Genomic DNA, 20,795 nt, shown 5'->3' with positions numbered 1-20,795 from the left:
GCATTGGATAGGTCATTGGCAGCGCTGCCCGACCTTGTGGGGGCGGGCTTGCCCGCGAAGAGACCGGTTTGAGCACCCTTGTGGATGGCCAGGCTTCGCCCTCGTTCGCGGGCAAGCCCGCTCCCACAGGGTGGGTGCCAGATCAACCCATCAGCATGGGTTCAGTAATGGCCTAATTGCTCGACAAGCGGTCGCCGCGGGCAAAGCGCCAGGTGCGGATGATCTCCAGGCGATCGAACTCGGCCAGATCCCCGGTAAACGGCGCAAATGGCGCCGCCAGGCGCACAATGCGTTGGGCGGCCTGGTCGAGCACCGGTTGGCCGGACGACTCCAGGACCAACACCTCATACAGCGAGCCATCGCGATTGATCGACACCATCATGCGCAAATTGCCGTAGATCTGCTGGCGGCGGGCATCGTCGGGATAATTGAGGTTGCCGACCCGCTCGACCTTCTTGCGCCATTCCTCTTTGTACCAGGCGCCTTTGTCGCGCATGGTCGAGGCGGCATTGAGGCGGTGGATGCGCGGGCGCTTGGCATACAGCTGTTGTTCGTTGGACAGCTCTGCCTCAAGGCTGGCGATCTGGCTGGACAGCTGCGAGCTGTCGAAGTCGGGCGTAGCCGCGGCAGGCTTGGGCTGTGGCTTGCTTTCCTTGGGCTTGGGCTCGACCTTGTGCAGCTTGCTCGCCTGCGTGGCCACCGCGGACTTGTGTGGCGCCGGCGGGGTCTCGGGCTTGGCCGCAGGGGGCGGGGTGACCTTGTTGATCTTGCTGTCCTGGAACGGCGCAAGTTCGGTGGTCTTGGGCACCGCCTTCTTGTCCAGGGTGCCGCTGCCTTGCTGATTGTCCTGGGCCTGGAAGTCGGCCCTCTCGGGCGGCTTTTCGCTCTTGAAGGTGGCCAGGGTGATGTCCATGGTGTGGCGGATTTCACTGGGCTTGACCACGGTAAAGCCGACGCCAAGGATCAGCGCCAGGTGCACCAGGGCAGCCAGGAACAGGGTAAAGCCGAGCCGGTCCACCGGGCGAACGCGGGGTGGCAGCATGTCGGCAGGGATGTCGGCGGGCAGCGTCATCAGGTATCCAGCAACCGCGAAGCGGGGCAGCAGGTCAGGTGAAAAAGACCCGCATCATACCCCACTGCGCGGTTTTGCTCCGCGTTGGTGGTCAGCGCGCCTTGAGCTTGCGATCAATGGCGTCCATCAGCTGCGCACCAATCTGGGTGCCAAAGGCGTTGTCGATCTCGCGGATGCAGGTCGGGCTGGTGACGTTGATCTCGGTCAGGTGCTCGCCGATCACGTCCAGGCCGACGAACAGCAGGCCCTTCTCCCGCAGGGTCGGGCCGACCTGGGCGGCAATCCAGCGGTCGCGTTCGGTCAGCGGGCGCGCCTCGCCACGGCCACCGGCGGCCAGGTTGCCACGGGTCTCGCCGCTGGCCGGAATGCGCGCCAGGCAGTACGGCACTGGCTCGCCGTCGATCATTAGGATGCGCTTGTCGCCATCCTTGATCGCCGGCAAGTAGGCCTGGGCCATGATCTGCTGGGTGCCCAGCGCAGTCAGGGTCTCGAGGATCACCGACAAGTTGGGGTCGCCGACCCGGTGGCGGAAGATCGAGGTGCCGCCCATGCCATCCAGCGGCTTGAGGATGACATCGCCATGCTCGGCGGCGAATTGGCGAATGATGTCCGGACGTCGGCTGACCAAGGTCGGCGGGGTGCACTGCGGGAACAGCGTGGCGAACAGCTTTTCGTTGCAGTCGCGCAGGCTCTGCGGGCGGTTGACCACCAGCACGCCAGCGGCCTCGGCCTGCTCCAGCAGGTAGGTGCTGTAGACGAACTCCATGTCGAACGGCGGATCCTTGCGCATCAGGATCACATCCAGGTCGCTCAGCGGCAGATCGGCTTCGGCGTCCAGCTCGAACCAGTGCGCCGGGTCGGCGAACACCTTGAGCCCGCGCACCTTGGCGCGGGCCACGCCCTGGTTCTGGTAGAGGTCCTGCTGCTCCATGTAGAACAGCGTCCAGCCGCGCTCCTGGGCTGCCAGCAGCATGGCCAGCGAACTGTCTTTCTTGTAGGAGATGGCCGCGATGGGGTCCATGACAATCCCGAGGCGAACGCTCATCGGTAGTTTCCTCTTGGCGGCGCCTGGCCGCGATGACTGGAAAGAAAAGTGGCTCAGGGTGGCGCCGCACGCGTGGATGGTCAAGGGGGGCAGCAGATGGAATGGCCACACGGAGTGTGCTAAAAATGCCTGCATAGGCCTTCGGGCGATTCAATCGCGGGCAAGCCTCGCGATAAGCGGACTCAACGCGATTATGGAACAACCCCTGAAGGTGATGGTGATCGACGACTCGCGCACGATCCGCCGCACCGCCCAGATGCTGCTGAGCGAAGCCGGCTGTGAGGTGATTACCGCCAGCGACGGCTTCGATGCGCTGGCCAAGATCGTCGACCACATGCCGCGGATCATCTTCGTCGATGTGCTGATGCCGCGCCTGGACGGTTACCAGACCTGCGCCGTGATCAAGCACAACAGCGCCTTCAAGGACACCCCGGTGATCCTGCTGTCGTCACGCGACGGCCTGTTCGACAAGGCCCGCGGGCGGGTGGTCGGCTCCGATCAATTCTTGACCAAACCCTTCAGCAAAGAAGAACTGCTCGATGCGATCAGGGCGCATGTGCCCGAATTCGCCGCGCAGGAACAACACGCACCCTGACCCCGCCGGTGCTGGCGGCGTCACTTTTCCTTGATGGGGAAACAGCATGGCCCGAGTTCTGATTGTCGACGACTCGCCGACAGAGTTGCACAAACTGACCGCAATACTGGTAAAGCATGGCCATGAGGTCCTTAAAGCGGAAAACGGCGCCAATGGCGTAGCCCTGGCCCGTCAGGAGAAGCCCGACGTGGTCCTGATGGATATCGTCATGCCGATCCTCAATGGTTTCCAGGCCACCCGCCAGCTGGCCAAGGACCCGGCGACCAGCGCCATTCCGGTAATTGTCATCACCGCCAAAGACCAGGATACCGACCGCATCTGGGCATCGCGTCAGGGCGCCCGTGATTTTCTGATCAAGCCAGTGGAAGAAGAGGCGCTGATCGCCAAACTCAAAGAAGTGCTCGCAGGTTGACCACCCGCCCGCAAGGCGCGTCGCTGACCGCCTTCGAGTTGCTGCTGGATATCGACCGGCGCTGCCGGCTGCTGGTGGCCGACCAACCGCTGCAGGACAACCGCTTGCAGCAGTGGAGCGGGATCGGTTTTCGGATTGCCGGGCAGTGGTTCGTGGCGCCGATGGGCGAAGTCGCTGAAGTCTTGCGTGAACCGCGCAGCAGCCGTGTGCCGGGGGTGCAGCCGTGGGTCTGCGGCGTTGCCAACCTGCGTGGACGGCTGTTGCCGGTGATGGACCTGAGCAGCTTCTTCGGCCTCGGCCCGGTAGCGCCGGGCAAGCAGCGGCGTGTGCTGGTGTTGGACCACGAAGACCTGTTCGCCGGGCTGTTGGTCGATGAGGTGCTGGGATTGCAGCACTTCGCCCTGAGCAGCCTCGACCTGTCGCCGCCGCAGCCGCTGTTGCGTGCAGCGGCGCCGTTCGTTCAGGGGCATTTCCCGCGGGAGCGCAATTGGGCGATCTTCAGTCCGTTCGCCCTGGCCCAGGCGCCGGGCTTTCTTGATGTAGCGTTGTAGAGGATCGACCGTGAACAAGCCCGCCAGCCCCGTCACTCCACCCGCCGTGACTCCGCGTGCGCGCAGCAGTGCGCAGATCACCGTGCTGTTCGTGGTGCTGATCCTGTCGATCGTCTTGCTGTTCGCCAACTTCGCTTACCTCAATACCCAGTCCAACTACGACAAGCAGTACATCGGCCATGCCGGCGAGCTGCGCGTGCTGTCCCAGCGCATTGCCAAGAACGCCACCGAGGCTGCCGCAGGCAAGGCCCTGGCGTTCAGGTTGCTGTCGGATGCGCGCAACGACTTCGAGCGTCGCTGGAGTTACCTGCGCGAAGGCGACAAGACCACGGCGTTGCCAGCAGCTCCGGCGAAGATGCGCGATGAAATGGAGGCGGTGCGCCAGGATTGGGAAAACCTGCGCAAGAACACCGACACCATCTTGGCCAGCGAGCAGACCGTATTGTCGCTGCACCAGGTGGCGGCAACCCTGGCCGAAACCGTGCCGCAGTTGCAGGTCGAATATGAAAAGGTGGTGGAAATCCTCCTGCAGAGCGGCGCGCCCGCCAGCCAGGTGGCGGTGGCGCAGCGTCAGTTGCTGTTGGCTGAGCGCATTCTCGGTTCGGTCAACACCGTGCTGGCCGGCGATGACACCGCAGTGCAGGCCGCAGACGCCTTTGGCCGCGATGCCAGCCGCTTCGGTCAGGTGCTCGAAGGCATGCTCGGCGGCAACCCGGCGATCCAGGTCACCCGGGTCGAGGATGCCGACGCCCGCGCGCGGCTGGCCGAGATCGCCGAGTTGTTCCAGTTCGTCGCCGGCAGCGTTGATGAAATTCTGGAAACCTCGCCTGAGCTGTTCCGTGTGCGCGAAGCCGCGAGCAACATCTTCAGCCTGTCGCAGACCTTGCTCGATGAGGCCTCGCACCTGGCCAACGGCTTCGAGAACCTGGCCAACGGGCGCACCCTGGATACTGTCGGCGGCTACGTACTGGGCCTGATTGCCTTGGCCTCGATCATCCTCATCGGTTCGGTGATGGTTCGTGCCACTAACCGCCAACTGCGCGAAACCGCCGAGAAGAACGAACGCAACCAGCAGGCGATCATGCGCCTGCTCGATGAAATCGAAGAACTGGCCGACGGCGACCTGACCGTGACGGTTTCGGTGACCGAGGACTTCACCGGAGCGATCGCCGACTCGATCAACTATTCCGTCGACCAGTTGCGCGACCTGGTCGCGACCATCATCCACAGCGCCGTGCAAGTGGCCGCTGCGGTGCAAGACACGCAAAACACCGCCCGCCAGTTGGCCAAGGCCTCCGAGCACCAGGCCGACCAGATCAGCGAAGCGTCGCTGGCGGTCGGCGACATGGTCGAGTCGATCGACCGCGTCTCGGCGCATGCCTATGAGTCGGCCAAGGTCGCCGAGCGTTCGGTGGCCATCGCCAACAAGGGCAACGAGGTGGTGCACAACACCATCCAAGGCATGGACAACATCCGCGAGCAGATCCAGGACACCGCCAAACGGATCAAACGCCTGGGTGAGTCGTCGCAGGAGATCGGCGATATCGTCAGCCTGATCGACGACATTGCCGAGCAGACCAACATCCTCGCGCTCAACGCCGCGATCCAGGCCTCGCTGGCCGGGGAGGCGGGGCGCGGGTTTGCCGTGGTCGCCGACGAAGTGCAGCGCCTGGCGGAGCGCTCCTCGTCGGCCACCCGCCAGATCGAAGCGCTGGTGCGTACCATCCAGACCGACACCAACGAGGCGGTGATTTCCATGGAGCAGACCACCGCCGAGGTGGTACGTGGTGCGCGCCTGGCGCAGGATGCCGGGGTTGCCCTGGCCGAGATCGAAGGGGTTTCGCAGACCATGGCCGATCTTATCCACAGTATCTCCGATGCCGCCCAGTTGCAGACTTCCTCGGCCGGGCAGATTTCCCACACCATGGCGGTGATCCAGCAAATCACCGCGCAGACCTCCGCCGGCTCCGGTGCCACCGCCGACAGCATTCGCCACCTGGCGCGCATGGCCAGTGAGATGCGCCGCTCGGTTTCCGGTTTCACCCTGCCGGCACCCGCCGAGCCGCGTTGAGGAATCACCCATGGCCTCTGCCGCAGTGAGCCCCGAACGCCACGACACGGTCGCCCTGGCCTGGACCAAGGCGCCGATTCTCGATTGCCTGGCGCAGGCGCGCCAGGCCCTGGAGCGCTTTGCCGGCGACCCCGGCGATCTGTCGATGCTGGCCTTTTTTGTGGATAACCTGCACCAGGTGCATGGCTGCCTGCGCATGCTTGAGCTGCGTGGCGCAACGCGCCTGGCCGAAGAACTCGAGCTGCTTGGCCGGGCCATGGCTGACGGCCAGATCACCCCGCGGGGCGATTGCCTGGGCGCGATGTTCCGTGGTCTGGAGCAACTGCCGCCGTATCTTGAGCGCCTGCGCGGCGCCCGCCATGACCTGCCGCTGGTCATGCTGCCGCTGCTCAACCGCCTGCGCGAGTGTCGCGGCGTCGAGGCGTTGGCCCAGGGCAGCCTGATGGGCGACGCGGCGCAGCGCCTGGCGGGCGCGGCGGATCTGGCCGACCTCGACTTGTCGCTGGGCAACTGGCGCGAACAATTGCAGGCCGGCCAAGGCCGCGATGCCCTGCGCTCGGTGGTCAGCGCGCTGTGCGACGACCTGATGCGCATGAAGGATTGCCTGGACCAGTTCGTGCGCGGCGAGCAGTCGCGTGAGCAACTCGATGCCCTGGTATCGCCGTTGCGCCAAGTCGCGGACACCCTGGCGGTGCTGAATTTCCAACAGCCGCGGCGGGTGATCATCGACCAGGTGCTGGCCTTGCAGGCTCTGGCCCAAGACCAGCAACCGGTGGACGATGCCCTGTTGATGGACGTTGCCGGGGCGCTGCTGTACGTCGAGGCGACCCTCAACGGCATGGTCGGCCCACTGGAAGAGAGTGGTCAAGGCAGCATGCCAGGCTCGGACCTGGCGCAGATCCGTCAACTGGTGCTGAGTGAGGCGGTATCGGTGCTGCAGCAGGCCAAGGACCTGATCGGCGACTGCCTTGAATCCGGCTGGCCCCGCCAGCGCTTGCAGGCGCTGCCGGGCTTGCTGCACCAGGTGCGCGGGGCGCTGTCGATGCTGATGCTGCCAGCCGCCGCCGAGCTGTTCGCTGGCGCCGCCGGCTATGTGCAGGGCTGGCTGGCGCACCTGGACGAAGAGCCGCCGCAGGCTGAACTGACCCACCTGGCCGACGCCCTCAGTGCTGGCGAATGCTATCTGCAATGGCGGGTGGCCGATCCGCTGGCCGATGCGCAGCCATTCATTGAAATGGCCCGTGCCAGCCTGGCTGCGCTGGGTGTGACTTGCCGCATTGGCGGGTTGGCCGATGAGGTCGAGGAAATCGATGCCGAACTGCGTGAGGTGTTTCTCGAAGAAGCCAACGAGCTGTTGCCAGACCTTGAGCGGCACTGGCTGCGCTGGCGCGCCGACAACAGTTTGCGCGATGCCCTGATCGAAGTCCGTCGTGCTTTGCACACGCTCAAGGGCAGTGGGCGGATGGTCCATGCCCAGGCCCTCGCCGAATTGGCCTGGGGCGCCGAGCACCTGATCAACCGCGCGCTGGAAGGACGGGTGAGCCTGGCGGGCGAGAGTGTGGTCGCCTTGCAGCAGGTGTTCGTGCGTCTTCCAGACCTGCTTGCCGATTTTGCCGTCGGTCATCTGCCGCCGCTGGCCGAAGTCGAGCCGTTGTCGGCGCACTTGCATGGCTTGGCCAACAACCAGACCAGCAGCGCCGCCGAAGTCGACGGGCTCGACCCGCAGTTGCTGGAGATCTTCCGTAACGAGGCCCAGGGCCACATGGCCAGCCTGGAGGCGTTTTTGCAGGAGACGCACGGCCAGGACACACCGGTCAGCGACAGCTTGCAGCGCGCCCTGCACACGCTCAAGGGCAGCGCCGCCATGGCCGGGGTGATGCCGATCGCCGAGCTGGCCACCGCCTTCGACCGCCTGGCGCGAGAATACAAAGGCCACCAGCTGCCGTTGCAGCTGGCCGAGATCGACTGGCTGGAAGCGGGGCGCACGCTGTTCCAGTTGGGCCTGAGCCAACTGGGCAGCACGCCGCTGGCAGCCATTCCCGGCGCTGCCGAGCTGATCGAGCAAGTTGGTCAAGGCGTCGATGGCCGTTTGGCCAGCTTGCAGGATGAGCCCCATCACAGTCGCCGGCGCCGCGACCCTCAGCTGATCGCTAACTTCCTCGCCCAGGGCATGGACATCCTGCTCGATGCCGAGTCGATGCTTTCGAGCTGGCAGCAGCATCCGGAGCAACGCCAGGCGCTGGAGACCCTGCTCGACGAGCTGACCACGCTCAGCCATGGCGCCCACCTGGCGGACCTGTGGCAGCTGGATGAGCTCTGCGAAGGCCTGCTCGATCTGTACGGGGCGGTGGAAGAGGGCAGCCTGGCGGCTGACCCAGCGTTCTTCGCCCAGGCCCAACAAGCCCATGACGCGCTGATCGACATGCTCGACGAGGTCGCTGCCGGGCAGGAAGTGACCGCGCGCCCAGAATGCCTCGATGGCCTGCGCGCGCTGTTGGACACGGCGCTGGCGCCTGATGCCACCGGGTTGGTGGGGCGCGAGGGCGTGACGCGATTGCCGGCTGTGGATAACAGCTCGGAACCGGCGTTGGTGCAGCTTTTTCTCGAAGAGGCCGGGGATATCCTCGACAGTGCCGACCAGGCGCTGCAGCAGTGGCAGCAGGACAGCGAAAGCGCGTCGAACCTGTCGGCGTTGCAGCATGAGGTGCAAACCCTCAAGGGCGGCGCGCAGATGGCTGCGGTAGGCGCGGTGGAGATTCTCGCCCAGGAGCTGGCGCTGCTCTACGAGGGCCTGGTGGACCGCCGCCTGGGCCCCAGCGCGGCGCTGTTCGAGCTGCTCAAGCGCAGCCATGCGGCGCTGGCCGAGATGCTCGAAAGCCTGCGCGAGGGGCAATCACCAGCCTCGGCGGTAGCGCTGCTCGCGCAGCTGCGTGAGTTTCGCCATGCACCTGCGCCTGCCGAACTGTCAGAATCGCCTCCAGAGGTCGACAGCCCTGGCGACAAGGAACTGCTCGACGTGTTCCTCGAAGAGAGCTCCGACATCGTCGAAAGCTCTGCAGCCGCGCTGGCGCGTTTGCAGGCTGATCCGCGCAGTAGCGTCGAAGTCGAAACCCTGCTGCGTGACCTGCACACGCTCAAAGGCGGCGCACGCATGGTCGAGATCGCCGCCATTGGCGACCTCGCCCACGAACTGGAATTTCTTTACGAATTGCTCGCCGCTGGGCGTTTGCCCGCGACCCCGGCGCTGTTCTCGCTGCTGCAAAACTGCCACGACCGCCTGGCGCACATGCTCGATGCGGTGCGCCTGGGCCAGCCTTTGCATGCCGCCACGGCGCTGATCGACTACATCCGTAACTTCAGCAGCGCCGCCTTGACTGACAGTGTGGCCAGCCAGGGCCCAGCCGACATCGCCCCTGCCGAAGCCCCGGTTGCCGCAGCGGAGCGTGCGCCGGGCGACATGGTCAAGGTCGATGCCGAGCTGCTCGATGACCTGGGCAACCTGGCGGGTGAGCATTCGGTGATCCGTGGGCGTATCGAGCAACAGGTCAACGACGCCCAATTCGCCCTCAACGAGATGGAAACTACCCTTGAGCGGATGCGCGACCAACTGCTGCGCCTGGACATTGAGACCCAGGGGCGCATGTCCAGCCGCTACCAGGCCGAGGGCGACGCCTACGATGACTTCGACCCCCTGGAGATGGACCGCCACTCACAGTTGCAGCAGTTGTCGCGGGCGCTGTTCGAGTCGGCCTCGGACCTGCTCGATCTGAAGGAAACCCTGACCCAGCGTGCTCAGGAAGCGCAGAGCCTCCTGCAACAGCAGGCGCGGGTCAACAGCCAGTTGCAAGAGGGCCTGACCGCCACCTTGATGGTGCCGTTCGAGCGCCTGGTGCCGCGTTTGCAGCGGGTAGTGCGGCAAGTGGCCAGCGAGCTTGGCAAGCAAGTCGAGCTGGTGGTTGGCAATGCTGAGGGCGAGCTCGACCGCAGCGTCCTGGAGCGCATGGTGGCGCCACTGGAGCATATGCTGCGCAACGCCGTCGACCATGGCCTGGAGTCGCGTGACGTGCGCCTGGCGGCGGGCAAGCCTGAGCTGGGCACGATTCATCTGAACCTGCTGCACGAAGGCGCCGACATCGTCATCGAAATGAGCGATGACGGCGCCGGGGTGCCCTTGGCTGCGGTGCGCGACAAGGCCATCAAGCGCGGCTTGCTCGACCCGCAAGCGCGCTTGAGCGATCACGAGATCCTGCAGTTCATCCTGCGGCCAGGCTTCTCCACGGCGGAAAAGATCACGCAGATTTCCGGGCGTGGCTTGGGCATGGATGTGGTCCACGAAGAGGTCAAGCAGCTCGGCGGCTCGATGAGTATCGAATCCAGTCCAGGCAAGGGCGCACGCTTCCTGATTCGCCTGCCGTTCACCGTTTCGATCAACCGGGCATTGATGGTGCACCTGGGTGATGAGCAATACGCGATCCCGCTCAACACCATCGAAGGTATCGTGCGCGTGCCGCCGGCCGAGCTTGCCGCCTGCTACCAGTTGGAGGCGCCGCGTTACGTGTATGCCGGCCATGCCTATCAGTTGCGCTATCTCGGCGAGCTGTTGCAAGGCGGCAGTGCCCGGCCAAGCCTGCTCGGACAAAGCGTGCCGCTGCCGGTGGTGCTGGTGCATTCCCATGAGGAGTCGTTCGCCATCCAGGTTGACAGCCTGTCGCCGAGCCGCGAGATCGTGGTGAAGAGCCTGGGGCCGCAGTTCGCTGCTGTACCTGGCCTGTCTGGGGCAACCTTGCTCGGCGATGGCCGGGTGGTGCTGATTCTCGATCTGCTCGGTCAGCTACGGGGCCAGCAGCGGCGTCTGGCGCGTCTGCCGGGCGGTAATGATCGACAGCACCAGCTGTTCGGCCCGGCGCCGCGTCAGCGTTTGTTGATCATGGTGGTGGACGACTCGGTGACCGTGCGCAAGGTCACCAGCCGCTTGCTCGAGCGCCACGGCATGAGCGTGCTGACCGCCAAGGATGGCCTCGATGCCATGGCCCTGCTCGAAGAACATCGGCCAGATGTGTTGTTGCTGGACATCGAGATGCCGCGCATGGACGGCTTTGAAGTGGCCACGCGGATCCGCCGCGACCAGCGCCTGAAAGATCTGCCGATCATCATGATCACCTCGCGCAGCGGCCAGAAGCACCGCGACCGAGCCATGGCCATCGGCGTCAATGATTACCTTGGCAAGCCGTATCAGGAATCGGTGTTGCTGCAGAGCATCGCTCACTGGAGCCAATCGCATGCTTGAACATATTGCCGGTCAACGCAGCACCTTGACCGGGCTGTTGTTACCGCTGGGCGATCGCACCCTGGTGTTGCCCAATGTCGCGGTGGCCGAATTGATTGGCCAGCGCGCGCTGTCGTGCCAGATTGGCGAGCCGCGTTGGCATCTGGGCTGGATCGACTGGCGTCAGCAGCGCTTGCCGTTGATTGGCTTCGAGGCTGCCTGTGGTGCAGAGACGGTGTGTGGCGAGCGCGCGCGGATTGTCGTGCTCAATGCACTGGGCGATACCGGCCTGCGTTACTTGGCGTTGTTGCTGCAGGACATTCCACGCTCGTGCAAGCTCGACAGCCAGCTCAATTATGTCGATGTGCCGCTGAGCGAACTGGAGCTGGCGGCGGTGCAGGTGGCCGAGCAGGTGGCGCGGGTGCCGGATCTGGTGGGGCTGGAGCGCATGGTGCGTGACGCGGATCTGCAACCTGTTGCGGGTTAGGATAGGGCGTCAAACTTGAAGCCGCGTGGCCCTTTTCGCGGGCAAGCCCGCTCCCACAGGAACAGCGTTGGCTTGGGCTCCTCGCTCACCCTGTAAAGGATGTTGCGGATTGTCCCCGGGCTCCCCGCTTACCCTGTGGGAGCGGGCTTGCTCGCGAAAAGCACGACGCGGTGCTTGCCTTAAAACACACCAAATCAGGAACCTGCCCCGCCATCGGAGGTCTGTGTTTGCATGTATTACGGTGAACGCTTCAATGCCTGGACGCACCTGGTCGGTGCGGTACTGGCCTGCATAGGCGCTATCTGGCTGATCGTTGCGGCCGGGTTGCAGGGCGATCCCTGGAAGATCGTCAGTTTCTCCATCTACGGCGGCACCCTGTTGCTGCTCTACAGCATCTCGACCCTCTACCACAGCACTCGCGGGCGGGCGAAGGTGATCATGCGCAAGCTCGATCACTTGTCGATCTACCTGCTGATCGCCGGCAGCTATACCCCGTTCTGCCTGGTCAGCCTGCGCGGGCCTTGGGGCTGGAGCCTGTTCGGGGTGGTCTGGGGGCTGGCGGTGATCGGCATGCTCCAAGAGATCAAGCCACGCTCCGAAGCGCGGGTGCTGTCGATCATCATCTACGCGGTCATGGGCTGGATCGTGCTGGTGGCGGTCAAGCCCCTGCTGCACACCCTCGGCGGTGCTGGCTTTGCCTGGCTGGCAGCCGGTGGTGCGTTCTACACCATCGGCATCATCTTCTTCGCCTTCGACAGCCGCTTTCGCCATTGGCATGGCATCTGGCATCTGTTCGTTATCGCCGGCAGCTTGCTGCACTTCATCGCAGTGTTCTTCTACGTGCGTTAGGGCACGCGTTTAGAAGTCGCCCCATAGCTGCTGGGCCACCGACAGCGCCACCACCGGCGCGGTTTCGGTGCGCAGCACGCGTGGGCCGAGGCGGGCGGCGTGGCAGCCGGCGGCTTTGGCCTGCTCCACTTCGGCGTCGCTCAAACCACCCTCTGGGCCGATCAGGAAGGCCAGGCGCGCTGGGCGTGCATGGCTGGTCAGCGGCTCGGCTACCGGGTGCAAGACCAGCTTGAGGTCGGCCTCGGTTGCCTTGAGCCATTCAGCCAGGGTCAGCGGTGGATGGATCACGGGCAGGGTCGAGCGGCCGCATTGCTCGCACGCGCTGATCGCCACCTGGCGCCAGTGTGCCAGGCGCTTGTCGGCGCGTTCGTCCTTGAGGCGTACTTCGCAGCGTTCGCTGACGATCGGGGTGATTTCGTTGGCACCCAGTTCAGTGGCTTTCTGGATTGCCCAGTCCATCCGCTCGCCACGCGACAGGCCTTGGCCGAGGTGGATATGCAGCGGCGATTCGGCCTGGCCGGGGAGGGCCTGGTCGAGCGTGACGCGTACGCTCTTCTTGCCGACTTCAAGCAGCTGGCCGAGGTATTCCTGGCCGCTGCCGTCGAACAATTGCACGGCATCGCCAGGGGCCATGCGCAGTACGCGGCCGATGTAGTGGGCCTGGGCTTCGGGCAGGTCGTGCTGGCCAAGGCTCAAGGGGGCGTCGATGAAGAAGCGGGACAGTCTCATGGTTCAGCTCAGGGAGTAGGGGGCACAAAGTTCCCTGTCGGAGCGGGCTTGCCCGCGAACAAGACACTGCGGTGTCTGCCAAGGGCTTCGCCCTTGTTCGCGGGCAAGCCCGCTCCTACAGGGTTGGCGGCGATCTTGCGGGCTAGCCCGGATCGCGGAAGTCGGGATGGAAGTCTTTGGGCACTGCCACGCTGACGCTGTCGCGGGTGGCGATGTCGATCCCTTCGCTGGCCACCTCGGCGAGGAAGTCGATCTGTTCTGGGGTAATCACGTAAGGCGGCAGGAAATACACCACGCTGCCCAGCGGACGCAACAAGGCGCCACGGGTCAGGGCGTGCTCGAAGACCTTGAGGCCGCGGCGCTCCTGCCATGGGTAGGCGACTTTTCCGGCCTTGTCCTGGACCATCTCGATCGCCAAGGCCATACCGGTCTGGCGAATCTCGGCCACATGCGGATGATCGGCCAGGTGCGCGGTGGCACTGGCCATGCGCGCCGAGAGCGCCTTGTTGGCCTCGATCACGTTGTCCTGTTCGAAGATGTCCAGGGTCGCCAGCGCTGCGGCACAGGCCAAAGGGTTGCCGGTATAGCTGTGCGAGTGGAGGAAGGCGCGCAGGGTTGGGTAATCGTCGTAGAAGGCCTGGTAAACGTCATCGGTGGTCAGGCAGGCGGCCAGCGGTAGATAGCCGCCGGTCAGGGCCTTGGACAGGCACAGGAAGTCGGGGCGGATGCCGGCCTGTTCGCAGGCGAACATCGTGCCGGTACGGCCGAAGCCGACGGCGATTTCATCGTGGATCAGGTGGACCTCATACCGATCACAGGCCTCGCGCAGCAGCTTGAGGTAGATCGGGTGGTACATGCGCATGCCACCAGCGCCCTGGATCAACGGCTCGACGATCACCGCGGCGACACTGGCGTGATGCTCGGCCAGGGTTTGCTCCATGGCGGCGAACATCGTCCGTGAATGCGCTTCCCAGCTCACCCCTTCGGGGCGCAGGTAGCAGTCGGGGCTGGGCACCTTGATGGTGTCCAGAAGCAACGCTTTATACGTTTCGGTGAACAGCGGCACGTCGCCCACCGACATCGCCGCGATGGTTTCCCCGTGGTAGCTGTTGCTCAGGGTGACGAAGCGCTTCTTGTCCGGCTGGCCCTTGTTCAGCCAGTAGTGAAAGCTCATCTTCAGCGCCACTTCGATGCACGATGAGCCGTTGTCGGCGTAGAACACCCGGTCCAGGCCATCTGGGGTCATGGCGACCAGACGCTCGGACAGCTCGATCACCGGCTGATGGCTGAAGCCTGCGAGGATCACATGCTCCAATTGGTCGACCTGATCCTTGATGCGCTGGTTGATACGCGGATTGGCGTGACCAAAGACATTGACCCACCAGGAGCTGACCGCGTCCAGGTAGCGCTTGCCCTCGAAGTCCTCCAGCCACACGCCTTCGCCGCGCTTGATCGGGATCAGCGGCAGCTGCTCGTGGTCTTTCATCTGGGTGCAGGGGTGCCACAGGACCTTGAGGTCACGTTGCATCCACTGATCGTTGAGGCCCATGGGCACTTCTCCTGGCGACGCGGCTTGGTTTGACCGCGTAAGCCTAAGCAAAGGTGCCGGGCATCACAACCGTGTTCAGGGTCAATGCCGCAGGACGGGCCTCCAGCTTAGGGCTGGAATGTGCAGGGTGCTGGCCTGCTTGGTGGAGATGGTCAGCTTGCGAAAGGGCCCCAGCAGCAACTGGCGGGTAGGCGTGCTGGCGAATACCCCCGGAACGTATTCAGTGCCCGATTGGCCACTGAGGGTCAGCCAGTACAGCGGTGGTGCGTCGAGTAGATCGGTGCTGATGCCTAAATAGTCGCATTCGATCAGGTCGTCTTCATCCAGCCATGGACAGTTGCTAACCACGTAGAAATCGAGCATGACGCAATCGATTTCCTTACCGAAGTCGATTTGGAGGTCGTTGTTTTCACCAATCACCAGTTCAGTGCCGGGATTGCCCTGGAAATCTTGGTAAAGCCCCGCGTATGAGGTGCAGTTGGAGGTAATGCTCAAGCCACTGTTGCCCTGCCAGATGTCGTGGGGTTTGAAGTGATAGGGCTGCATGCGGGCAAAGTGTTGATGGCATTCCATGCGCGAGTTTCCATTGGGGCTCGGATGCTGCCACTTTCCACTGCAAGCGCCGATTTTGGCTACTGACAAAAATGCCAGTTGCATAAACGACTTGTCGTCGCTCTGCTGGCAGGGTGCCCAAGGGTGACGTATTCTTAACGCATCATCCTGGGGCGTCCCTTCCCCCGATCTCATAAACCTATTTCAACCGGAGTTCGCCGACATGGCTGCTGCTTGGGTGCGCCTGTGCGCGTTGCTATTGATTGGTGTGTCCAGTGGCGCCGCAATCGCCAAGGACAAGACACCTACTGCGATCGTGGTAGGCGGCGGCCTGGCAGGCCTGACCGCAGCCTACGAACTGCAAAACAAGGGTTGGCAAGTGACTTTGCTCGAAGCCAAGTCGGGGATGGGCGGCCGCTCGGGGCTGGCCACTAGCGAATGGATCGGCAACGGCAAGGCGCAGCCAGTCCTCAACCAGTATGTCGACCGTTTCAAGCTTGAAACACTGCCAGCGCCGGAGTTCGTGCGAACGCCGGGTTACCTGATCGACGGCGAGTACTTCAACGCCACAGACCTGGCCACCAAGCAACCTGCCACCGCAGAGGCGCTCAAGCGTTACGAAAAGACCCTCGACGACCTGGCCCGCTCGATCGACGATCCGCTGAACCCGCAGGCTAACAGCACGCTGTTCGCCCTCGACCAGATCAACGTGTCGACCTGGCTCGACAAGCTGCAACTGCCAACCACAGCTCGGCAGCTGATCAACCAGCAGATCCGTACCCGCTATGACGAGCCATCGCGGCTGTCGTTGCTGTATTTCGCCCAGCAGACCCGCGTCTACCGCGGTGTCAGCGACCGCGACCTGCGTGCCGCACGCCTGCCAGGCGGTAGCCCAGTGCTGGCCCAGGCCTTCGTCAAACAACTCAAGACCATCAAGACCAGTTCGCCGGTGACGTCCATCGTCCAGGACAAGGACGGCGTTACCGTCAAGGTCGGTAGCGTCGGCTATCAGGCGGACTACCTGGTGCTGGCGGTGCCGCTGCGGGCGCTGGCCAAGATCCAGATGACTCCAGGCCTGGACAGCAAGCACCTGGCCGCCCTCAAGGGCACCAACTACGGCTGGCGCGACCAACTGATGCTCAAGTTCAAGACGCCGGTGTGGGAAAGCCGCGCGCGGATGTCTGGCGAGATCTTCAGCAACGCAGGCCTCGGCATGCTGTGGATCGAGCCTGCACTCAAGGGGGGGGCCAACGTGGTGATCAACCTGTCTGGCGATAACGCCCGCCTGTTGCAGGCGTTTGGCGACAAGCAGATGGTCGATCAGGTGCTGATTCGCCTTCACGCGTTCTATCCACAAGCCCGTGGCGCCTTCACGGGCTATGAAGTCAAACGCTACAGCACCGATGCTGGCACCGGTGGCGCTTACCTGGCCTATGGCCCAGGGCAGATCAGCAAGTACTGGCGCCTGTGGGAGCGTCCGGTGCAGCGCGTAGCGTTTGCGGGTGAACACACCGACGCTTTGTACCCAGGCACGCTGGAAGGCGCTCTGCGCAGCGGTCAGCGCGCTGCCGGGCAGGTCCAGGACTTGCTCGCCGGCAAGTCGTTCGACCCAGCCAAGGCCGTGCCGATTGCCGCTGCAGCGACAGCCGGTGCGGTGGCGGCGAAGGAGAAGGGCGGGTTCTTCTCGAACCTGTTCGGCGGTTCTTCCGATAAATCCGACAAGGCACCCGCCAAGGCCGAGCCGGTGACCGCAAAGGAGGCTGAAGGGGGTAAACCGGGCTTCTTCTCGCGCCTGTTCGGTGGCAGTGCCAAGCCTGAAGTGAAGGCTGCGCCAATTGCCAAGGCTGAGGAAGTTGCGCCGGTTTCTGCCCCTGCGCCTGCTCCCGTTGCGCCAACGCCTGTGGCCAAGGAACAGCCCGTCAAACCGGCTGCCAAAGCTGCGCCTGCCAAGCATGCTCCGACGCACAAACCGGCGGCGAAGACTGAGCCGGCGAAGAAGGCCGCCAGCAAGCCTGCGCCAGTGAAGAAGGCGACGGCCAAGTCTGAACCGGCGAAAAAGCCGCTGGCCAATACTCAGGCCAAGGCTGGCTGATTCACACTTGGGGCTGCGTTGCAGCCCATCGCGGGGCAAGCCCGCTCCTACAGGTTCGGCACATACCTTTGTAGGAGCGGGCTTGCCCGCGATGGGACCCACGATTGCCGCCTCACCCCTCCCCGACGAATTTCCGCTATGGTTAATGTTTCCTTAATAGCCAGTGCACACAATACATATCGGAAAACTCGATCATCCGAGTCAGATTTTTCCGCTTTTATTCGATACGTTACGCGATAGTCTGTGCACAGCTTTCACGGGGAAATACGCCAACATGCAAGTTCGTAACTCACCTTCTCGCTATGGCCTGGTCAGCATCGTCATGCACTGGGGTGTGGCCTTGGCAGTCTTCGGTCTGTTTGGCTTGGGCTTGTGGATGGTCGGTCTGGACTACTACAGCCCGTGGCGCAAATCTGGCCCTGATCTGCACAAAAGCATCGGCCTGGTGCTGTTGGCGGTGATGCTGCTGCGTGTGCTCTGGCGCTTCATCAGCCCGCCGCCACCGGCGCCGGCCAACCATGGGGCATTCACCCGCATGGCCGCCAAGCTGGGGCATCTGGCGCTTTACCTGGGGCTGTTCGCGGTGATGATCGCCGGTTACCTGATCTCTACCGCCGATGGCGTCGGCATTCCGGTGTTTGGCCTGTTCGAAGTGCCAGCGCTGGTCAGTAACCTGCCCGACCAGGCAGATACCGCTGGCGAGATCCATTTTTACCTGGCCTGGGGCCTGGTGATTTTCGCCGGCTTGCATGGTCTTGCAGCACTGAAACACCATTTCATCGACCGTGACGCGACCCTGATCCGCATGCTGGGCCGCAAAGCTTGACTCTCAACCTCAATTGCAAGGAATAGAAAGGATGTTGAAAAAGACTTTTGCCGCTCTGGCGCTCGGTACCGCTCTGCTCTCTGCTGGCCAGGTCATGGCTGCCGAGTACAAGATCGATAAAGAAGGCCAGCACGCGTTCGTTGACTGGAAAATCAGCCACCTGGGCTACAGCTTCATTCACGGTACCTTCAAGGACTTCGATGGCAACTTCACTTGGGACAGCGCCAAGCCTGAAGCCAGCAAGATCAGCGTCGATCTGAAAACCGCCAGCCTGTGGTCCAACCACGCTGAGCGTGACAAGCACATCGCCAGCGCTGACTTCCTCGACGTGAAGAAGTACCCAGAAGCCAAGTTCGTCTCCACCGCGGTCAAATCGACCGGCGACAAGACTGCCGACGTGACCGGTGATCTGACCCTGCACGGCGTGACCAAGCCTGTTACCTTCAAGGCTGTGTTCAACGGTGAAGGCAAGGATCCATGGGGCGGCGAGCGCGCTGGCTTCAACGCCAAGACCACGCTGAACCTGAACGACTTCGGCATCAAGGGCCCAGGCCCAACTTCGCAAACCCTCGACCTGGACATCAGCGTCGAAGGCGTCAAGCAGAAGTAATACGCTGCTCCAGACATGAAAAAGCCGCCCCATTGGGCGGCTTTTTCATGTCTGCGTGATCCGAATCAGCGATTGCGGGTCAGCAGGGCCGGGCGCTCGCCACGCGGGCGGCTCGGCAGATCGTCCAGCTGCTCAGGCGTTGGGTAACGGTCGAGCTTGGATTCCTTGCGGATGATCACGGGCTGGCTTTGCGATTCACGCGGATTGCGTACCGCTGGCTCCTGACGCGAAGCCTCGTCGCGGCCCGCCGAGCGGTTGCGACCTGGGTTGCCATCACGGCGACCACCGCCATTGTTGCTGTTGTTGCGCGGACGTTTCTCGCCCGAGCCCTGGCGTGGCTGGCCGCCGTTATTGCTGCGGCCCTGGTTTTGCCCGCCAGCGCCTGCGCCGCGTTGGCCGCTGCCCTGCGCCTGACCCTGGCCAGCAGCGCCACCTGGGCGACGGTTGCGGCCTTGGTTCTTGGCGTTCTGGTAGGGGCTGACGTAGTCGGCGCGGTTGCCGAAGTTATCCACTTCGTCGTCCAGGAACTCGTCGGGTGCGCGGTTGGCCGGCGCTGGCGGAACACGGCTTTCACCCTGGCCAGCCTGCTGCTGACGCGGCTTGCCATCACGCGACTTGCGCGGCTGCTGTTGCTGCTTGTCGGCGGATTTGCTCTTTTCGGCCGACTTCTCAGCTGCCTGGGGCTTGGCCTTGCCTTTATCCTTGCCCTTGTCTTTGCGCCCGCCATTGCTGTCTTTGCCAGCTTCGCCGCGCGACTGGTTACGACCGCCGCGACCGGTGTTTTGCGGGCGCTCGCGCACCTCTGGCTTTTCGGCTTCAACCTGGCTGGCATCAAAGCCCATCAGATCGCCATCCGGGATCTTCTGACGGGTGACGCGCTCGATGCTCTTGAGCAGTTTCTCTTCGTCTGGCGCGACCAGCGAGATGGCTTCACCGGAGCGCCCGGCACGGCCAGTACGGCCAATGCGGTGAACGTAGTCTTCCTCGACATTGGGTAGCTCGAAGTTGACCACGTGCGGCAGCTGGTCGATATCCAGGCCACGGGCAGCAATGTCGGTGGCAACCAGGATACGTACGGTGTTGGCCTTGAAGTCGGCCAGGGCCTTGGTGCGAGCGTTCTGGCTCTTGTTACCGTGGATCGCGGCGGCAGGCAGGCCGTGCTTTTCCAGGTACTCGGCCAGGCGGTTGGCGCCGTGCTTGGTACGGGTGAACACCAGCACCTGTTCCCAGGCGCCGAGGGTGATCAGGTGCGCCAGCAGGGCACGCTTGTGGCTGGCCGGCAGGCGATAGACGCGTTGCTCGATCCGTTCGACCGTGGTGTTCGGCGGCGTGACCTCGATGCGCTCGGGGTTGTGCAGCAGCTTGTCGGCAAGGTCGGTGATGTCTTTGGAGAAGGTCGCCGAAAACAGCAAGTTCTGGCGCTTGGCTGGCAAGCGCGCCAAGACCTTCTTGACGTCATGGATGAAGCCCATGTCGAGCATGCGGTCGGCTTCATCGAGTACCAGGATCTCGACATGGGACAAGTCGACCTTGCCCTGGCCAGCCAGGTCCAGCAGGCGACCGGGGCAGGCGACCAGGACGTCGACGCCCTTGGCCATGGCCTGAATTTGCGGGTTCATGCCGACGCCGCCGAAGATGCAGGCGCTGACCAGGCTGAGGTCGCGGGCATACACCTTGAAACTGTCGTGGACCTGAGCCGCCAGTTCGCGGGTCGGGGTCAGGACCAGTACCCGCGGTTGACGCGGGCCGTGGCGCTGGGACTTGTCGGGGTGGCCACCCGGGAACAGGCGCTCAAGAATCGGTAGGGCGAAACCGCCGGTCTTACCGGTACCAGTCTGGGCGGCAACCATCAGGTCGCGGCCTTGCAACACGGCGGGAATGGCCCGCTGTTGCACCGGGGTGGGCTGGGTATAGCCCGCTGCCTCGATAGCGCGGACAAGAGCCTCGGAGAGACCGAGGGAAGCAAAGGACATGGGCAATCCTGTTCTCGTGGGGGCTAGGCCCTATGGGGTGATCTGCCTGGCGCGACGGGCATCTGAGGGATGCGATCGCGTCCGGTCCAGCTGGGCGTTCACTGCGCATCCGGGAG

The 20,795-nt window shown here is 63.8% G+C and carries 16 protein-coding genes; 10 read left to right on the top strand and 6 right to left on the bottom strand.

All coding sequences use genetic code 11. From position 1 onward, the window contains the following. Positions 1-172: 172 nt before the first annotated feature. Both AAZU54_RS23335 and gshB read right to left on the bottom strand, forming a co-directional pair. Positions 173-1,072: a TonB family protein gene (locus AAZU54_RS23335; protein ID WP_434727735.1), complete on the bottom strand. Its 900-nt coding sequence runs from the start codon at positions 1,070-1,072 to the stop codon at positions 173-175. A 91-nt stretch (positions 1,073-1,163) separates the two neighbouring features. Beyond that, on the bottom strand, positions 1,164-2,117 hold the full coding sequence (gene gshB, locus AAZU54_RS23330; RefSeq protein WP_186557369.1) for a glutathione synthase: 954 nt from the start codon (positions 2,115-2,117) through the stop codon (positions 1,164-1,166). A 193-nt stretch (positions 2,118-2,310) separates the two neighbouring features. On the opposite strand from gshB, the gene AAZU54_RS23325 reads away from it, so the two are divergent. From AAZU54_RS23325 to trhA, 7 genes are all read left to right on the top strand, one after another. Then, the gene (locus AAZU54_RS23325) at positions 2,311-2,712 is read left to right on the top strand and encodes a response regulator (RefSeq protein WP_186557370.1); all 402 of its coding nucleotides are present in this window, start codon (positions 2,311-2,313) and stop codon (positions 2,710-2,712) included. Positions 2,713-2,758: 46 nt separating this feature from the next. Then, entirely contained in the window at positions 2,759-3,124 is a 366-nt protein-coding gene (gene pilH / locus AAZU54_RS23320; protein ID WP_186557371.1) for a twitching motility response regulator PilH, read from the top strand. Then, complete coding sequence (locus tag AAZU54_RS23315) at positions 3,121-3,675, top strand: chemotaxis protein CheW (RefSeq protein ID WP_186557372.1); 555 nt, start codon at positions 3,121-3,123, stop codon at positions 3,673-3,675. Before pilH ends, AAZU54_RS23315 begins: the two co-directional genes overlap by 4 nt. 10 nt (positions 3,676-3,685) lie before the next feature. Further along, entirely contained in the window at positions 3,686-5,746 is a 2,061-nt protein-coding gene (locus AAZU54_RS23310) for a methyl-accepting chemotaxis protein (RefSeq protein ID WP_186557373.1), read from the top strand. A gap of 10 nt (positions 5,747-5,756) precedes the next feature. After that, positions 5,757-11,033, top strand: coding sequence for an Hpt domain-containing protein (locus AAZU54_RS23305; RefSeq protein WP_434727734.1), 5,277 nt, complete (start codon positions 5,757-5,759; stop codon positions 11,031-11,033). Further along, positions 11,026-11,499, top strand: coding sequence for a chemotaxis protein CheW (locus tag AAZU54_RS23300; RefSeq protein WP_186557375.1), 474 nt, complete (start codon positions 11,026-11,028; stop codon positions 11,497-11,499). The genes AAZU54_RS23305 and AAZU54_RS23300 overlap by 8 nt, the downstream gene beginning before the upstream one ends. Before the next feature lie 231 nt (positions 11,500-11,730). Continuing rightward, positions 11,731-12,348 (top strand): PAQR family membrane homeostasis protein TrhA, encoded by a 618-nt coding sequence (trhA, locus tag AAZU54_RS23295; protein WP_186557376.1) that lies wholly within the window; start codon positions 11,731-11,733, stop codon positions 12,346-12,348. Between the two features lie 9 nt (positions 12,349-12,357). Here trhA and AAZU54_RS23290 read toward each other — a convergent pair whose 3' ends face one another. The 3 genes from AAZU54_RS23290 to AAZU54_RS23280 form a co-directional block, all read right to left on the bottom strand. Further along, the gene (locus tag AAZU54_RS23290; protein WP_264236686.1) at positions 12,358-13,077 is read right to left on the bottom strand and encodes a 16S rRNA (uracil(1498)-N(3))-methyltransferase; all 720 of its coding nucleotides are present in this window, start codon (positions 13,075-13,077) and stop codon (positions 12,358-12,360) included. Between the two features lie 142 nt (positions 13,078-13,219). Beyond that, positions 13,220-14,626 (bottom strand): adenosylmethionine--8-amino-7-oxononanoate transaminase, encoded by a 1,407-nt coding sequence (locus tag AAZU54_RS23285; protein ID WP_434727733.1) that lies wholly within the window; start codon positions 14,624-14,626, stop codon positions 13,220-13,222. Positions 14,627-14,707: 81 nt separating this feature from the next. After that, on the bottom strand, positions 14,708-15,199 hold the full coding sequence (locus AAZU54_RS23280) for a hypothetical protein (RefSeq protein ID WP_434727732.1): 492 nt from the start codon (positions 15,197-15,199) through the stop codon (positions 14,708-14,710). Positions 15,200-15,401: 202 nt separating this feature from the next. Between AAZU54_RS23280 and AAZU54_RS23275 the strand changes: the two genes are divergently transcribed. The 3 genes from AAZU54_RS23275 to AAZU54_RS23265 all read left to right on the top strand — a co-directional run bounded on the left by AAZU54_RS23275 (position 15,402) and on the right by AAZU54_RS23265 (position 18,706). Beyond that, positions 15,402-17,270: a flavin monoamine oxidase family protein gene (locus tag AAZU54_RS23275; protein ID WP_405130269.1), complete on the top strand. Its 1,869-nt coding sequence runs from the start codon at positions 15,402-15,404 to the stop codon at positions 17,268-17,270. Between the two features lie 274 nt (positions 17,271-17,544). Then, entirely contained in the window at positions 17,545-18,096 is a 552-nt protein-coding gene (locus AAZU54_RS23270; protein WP_186557381.1) for a cytochrome b, read from the top strand. A 31-nt stretch (positions 18,097-18,127) separates the two neighbouring features. Then, a complete protein-coding gene (locus AAZU54_RS23265; protein ID WP_186557382.1) occupies positions 18,128-18,706 on the top strand; it encodes a YceI family protein in 579 nt (192 codons plus the stop codon). A 65-nt stretch (positions 18,707-18,771) separates the two neighbouring features. Here AAZU54_RS23265 and AAZU54_RS23260 read toward each other — a convergent pair whose 3' ends face one another. Next, complete coding sequence (locus AAZU54_RS23260) at positions 18,772-20,679, bottom strand: DEAD/DEAH box helicase (protein WP_186557383.1); 1,908 nt, start codon at positions 20,677-20,679, stop codon at positions 18,772-18,774. Positions 20,680-20,795: the final 116 nt, after the last annotated feature.

Source organism: Pseudomonas sp. Je.1.5.c (genome assembly GCF_051129895.1).
GTDB classification, from domain to species: Bacteria; Pseudomonadota; Gammaproteobacteria; order Pseudomonadales; family Pseudomonadaceae; genus Aquipseudomonas; species Aquipseudomonas urmiensis.
This window is presented reverse-complemented; position numbering and strand designations above follow the sequence as displayed.